The sequence below is a fragment of the Streptomyces sp. Isolate_45 genome (assembly GCF_024721315.2).
In the GTDB taxonomy this organism is placed as follows: domain Bacteria; phylum Actinomycetota; class Actinomycetes; order Streptomycetales; family Streptomycetaceae; genus Streptomyces.
In genome coordinates this window covers 1-4,119 of sequence record NZ_JANFAK020000307.1, presented here as the reverse complement: position 1 = coordinate 4,119, position 4,119 = coordinate 1, and the positions used below count along the sequence as shown (strand labels likewise).

Genomic DNA, 4,119 nt, shown 5'->3' with positions numbered 1-4,119 from the left:
TCACGGGGGTCTTTCGGGTCGTCCGGCGGCTACTATCCCGGTTCGTGTGTGACGTGGGTCCTATGGGACGGCTCACCTCACGGGCCCCCGAATCTCACTCCGTGTCACGATCCGTACCCCTTTGAGGGCCCGGGGCGGACATCCGGATTGCACAGGATTCGAAGGAAATGGGCGGATCGAAGGCCGCCTTCCGTGTGGCCCGCCGCAGGGCCTTCAGCAACGTGGCGCCCAGGGTGAGCGTGAGGACGACGGTCAGTACGGCCCGGCCCAGGTCCCAGCCCACCGAGGTCGCCAGGCAGTACGCGACGAAGCGCGCGAGGTTCTCCGGGACCGGATCCCCGGGGTGGAACGAGATGCCCTGGCCCATCCCCTGCAGGATCACCCAGCCCTGGAGGTTCATGATCGTGCCGTACCCGAACGAGCCGAGGAACCCGTACACCGCGAGCATCGCCAGCTCGGCGCGCCCCCGGATCCGCGCGGGGCCGGGCAGCAGCCCGGCGCCCAACGAGAACCAGCCCAGGGCCAGCATCTGGAACGGCATCCACGGCCCCACCCCGCCCGTGAGCAGGGCGGACGCGAACATCGTGACGGAGCCCAGTACGAAGCCGAAGCCCGGGCCGAGTACCCGCCCGCTGAGCACCATCAGGAAGAACATGGGCTCCAGCCCGGCCGTACCCGCGCCCAGCGGTCTGAGCGCCGCTCCGACGGCGGCCAGTACGCCCAGCATCGCGACGGCCTTGGCGTCCATGCCCTGGTCGGCGATGGTCCCGACGACGACGGCCACGAGGAGGGGGAGCAGGGCGGCGAAGAGCCAGGGGGCGTCCTGGGAGTGGGCCAGTCCGGACCGGCGGTCCGCGAGCAGGGGCCAGCCGAATGCGGCGATGCCGATGAGCGTGACGAGAACGAGGGCCGCGGCGGCGCGGGGGCCGACGCGGACGGGACGGTTCGAGGCCGGAGGGTTCGAGACGGAACGGTTCGAGACGGGACGGTTCGGGGCCGGGCGCGTCGGCGTGGAGCCGGTCACTGCGCGCCCTCCCCGTCCCGAAGGACCCCGTCCGGCGGGATCCCGTCCAGGGCGGCCGCGACCTGGGCGACGGTGAGCCAGTGGCCGGGGGCCAGGATCTTCGCCACCTGCGGGGCGAACGCGGGTGAGGACACCACGACCTCGGCGGTCGGACCGTCCGCGACGACCTCGCCGCCCGCCAGGATCACGACCCGGTGGGCCAGATCGGCGGCGAGTTCGACGTCGTGGGTGGCCAGCACGATGGCGTGACCTCGGGCGGCCAGCTCCCGCAGTAGCCCCACCAGCCGAGCCTTGGCCGCGTAGTCCAGGCCGCGGGTGGGCTCGTCGAGCAGGAGGAGGGCGGGGCGGCCCGTGAGGACCAGTGCCAGGGCGAGGGTCAGGCGCTGCCCCTCGGACAGATCCCGCGGGTGGGTGTCGTCGGGTACGTCGGGAAGCAGGGCGCTCACCAGACCGCGGCAGGTTCCCGGCGCGGCCCCGGCGTCACCGTCGGCGGCCGCGCATTCGGCGGCGACGGTGTCGGCGTAGAGGAGGTCGCGCGGCTCCTGCGGTACGAGGCCCACCCGGCGGACCATCTCGCCGGGCGGGGTGCGGTGCGGGGCCAGGCCACCGACCGTGACGGATCCGGAGGACGGGGGGAGCGTGCCGACGAGGGCCGCGAGCAGGGTCGACTTGCCGGCGCCGTTTCGGCCCATGAGGGCGACGGTCTCGCCGGGTGCGACGGTCAGGGTGATGTCGCGCAGCACCTCGACCCGTCCGCGCCGGACGCCGAGCCCGCCGACGACCGCTGCCGCCCCGCCCACGGCGACGCCCGCACCGTCCGAGGGCGAAGCCGAAGCCGAGGCCGACACCGGATCCCGACGCCGCAGCAGCCGCCCCCACAGCCGCCCGACGCCGGAACCGTCGGCCGCACCGGAAGGACCCACCACACCGGGAGAACCGGGAGAACCGGGAGAACCGGAAGAGCCGGGAGAACCGGAAGTGCGGGGAGCACCCACCGCCCCGGCCGCGTCGGGATCACCCGCCGCACCGGTGACATCCGGTTCCGGCGGGAAGGGGGCCGCGTCGTCGGGCGTGTCCGCACCGGCCAGCCGGGCCCGCAAGGGCGGGGCCAGGCGGCGGGCGTCGCGGACCGACAGGGGGAGCGGGGACCAGCCGGCGAGGCGGCCCAGGGCGACCACGGGCGGGTGGACGGGGGAGACGGCCATGATCTCCGCCGGGGTGCCGAGCACGGGAGCCGCGCCCGGCGACGGGAGCAGCAGCACACGGTCGGCGTACTGGACCACCCGCTCCAGGCGGTGCTCCGCCATCAGCACGGTCGTCCCCAGGTCGTGGACCAGGCGCTGCAGGACGGCCAGGACCTCCTCCGCCGCGGCCGGGTCCAGCGCCGACGTCGGCTCGTCCAGGACCAGGACCCGCGGGTGCGGTGTCAGGACCGAGCCGATCGCGACCCGCTGCTGCTGGCCGCCGGAGAGGGTGGCGATGGGACGGTCACGGAGTTCGTTCAGGCCCAGCAGGTCCAGCGTCTCCTCCACCCGGCGCCGCATCACGGCGGGTGCCAGCCCCAGCGACTCCATCCCGTACGCCAGCTCGTCCTCCACCACGTCCGTCACGAAGTGCGCGAGGGGGTCCTGGCCGACGGTGCCCACCACGTCCGCGAGCTCGCGCGGCTTGTGGGTCCGCGTGTCGCGGCCCGCGACCGTCACCCGCCCGCTCAGTCGGCCGCCCGTGAAGTGCGGGACCAGCCCCGACACCGCCCCCAGCAGGGTCGATTTGCCGACGCCCGACGGGCCGACCAGCAGCGTCAGCTCGCCCTCCGGGACGACGAAGTCGGCGTCCCGCAGACACGGCCGCCCGGCACCCTCGTACGTCACCGACACCTGCTCGAAGCGGATCACCGGGAGGACTCCTTGGACGGTACGGGTGCCACGAAGGCGGGAAGCAGGCCGATCAGGACCGCCGCGGCGGGCCACAGCGGGAGCGTCGGCCACACCAGCGGCACCACTCCCGGCCGCAGGCCCTCCGGATCGACCGAGCCCGCGTGGATCAGCAGGGCGGCGACGGCCGCCCCCGAACCGGCGACGAGCCAGGCCCGGGGCCCCCACCGGTCCGGCCGGTAGCGGGTACGGACGCTGCGGCGGCCGCCGAGACGCAGCCCGGCGAGGGCCAGGACCAGGCCGATGCCGAGCACGGGCAGCCCGTACGCGGCGCCCTCGGCCGCGAGCAGCCCGTACGTGCCCGCGCACATGCCGAGCAGTCCGCCCAGGGTGAGGACGTTGGTGGTGTGCCGGACGGCCGGCGGGACCTGCGCCGTACGGCCGTAGCCGCGCGCGTCCATCGACGCGGCGACGGCCACCGACCGCTCCAGCGCGCCCTCCAACACCGGCAGGCCGATCTGGAGGACGGCCCGCACCCCGCCGGTGGGGCGCCCGCGCAACCGGCGGGCGGTCCGCAGCCGGACCACGTCGGCGACCATGTTCGGCGCGAACGTCATCGCGACGACCACGGCAACGCCCGCCTCGTACAGCGCGGCCGGCAGCGACTTCAGCAGCCGCGCCGGGTTGGCGAGCGCATTCGCGGCGCCGACGCAGATCAGCAGCGTCGCCAGCTTCGCGCCGTCGTAGAAGGCGAACACCAACTGCTCGGCGGTGACCCGCCCGCCGAAGCGGATGCCCTGCGCCCAGGCGGGCAGCGGCACCTCCGGCAGGGTGAACAGGACGTGCGCCCCGGGGATGGGGGAGCCGAGCAGCATGGAGAAGACGAGGCGCAGGCCGATGACGAACAGGCCGAGCTTGACGAACGCCCCGTAGGAACGGGCCCAGGGCGCGTCCGTACGGCGCGCGGCGACCACGTACCCGGCGACGCCGACGATCATCCCGAGCAGCAGCGGGTTCGTGGTCCGGGACGCGGCGGTGGCGAGCCCGAGGGCCCACAGCCACCAGGCCCCCGCGTGCAGGGCGTTGCCCCGGCCGGCCTCGGGAGCCCGCAGGAGCCCGCCCTTCTCGTACGAGGCCCCGCGCGGCCCGCCCACCCGCGACCCGGCACCGCGCCGGGTCGGGGGCGGGCCGTCGACCGCGGGGCCGTGGGCGGCGGGTGCG

General features: G+C 75.1%; 3 protein-coding genes. All 3 read right to left on the bottom strand.

Annotated features, from left to right (window positions below; genetic code table 11):
- Positions 1-94 precede the first annotated feature (94 nt).
- From NOD94_RS40450 to NOD94_RS40440, 3 genes are read right to left on the bottom strand one after another with little or no spacing between them, the layout of a single operon-like run.
- Positions 95-1,024: an ECF transporter S component gene (locus NOD94_RS40450; RefSeq protein WP_281211240.1), complete on the bottom strand. Its 930-nt coding sequence runs from the start codon at positions 1,022-1,024 to the stop codon at positions 95-97.
- Positions 1,021-2,919 carry an ABC transporter ATP-binding protein gene (locus tag NOD94_RS40445; RefSeq protein ID WP_281211239.1) on the bottom strand — a complete coding sequence of 633 codons (1,899 nt, stop codon included), beginning with the start codon at positions 2,917-2,919 and terminating at the stop codon, positions 1,021-1,023. The genes NOD94_RS40450 and NOD94_RS40445 overlap by 4 nt, the downstream gene beginning before the upstream one ends.
- Positions 2,916-4,052: an energy-coupling factor transporter transmembrane protein EcfT gene (locus NOD94_RS40440; protein ID WP_281211241.1), complete on the bottom strand. Its 1,137-nt coding sequence runs from the start codon at positions 4,050-4,052 to the stop codon at positions 2,916-2,918. The genes NOD94_RS40445 and NOD94_RS40440 overlap by 4 nt, the downstream gene beginning before the upstream one ends.
- Between the last annotated feature and the right edge of the window lie 67 nt (positions 4,053-4,119).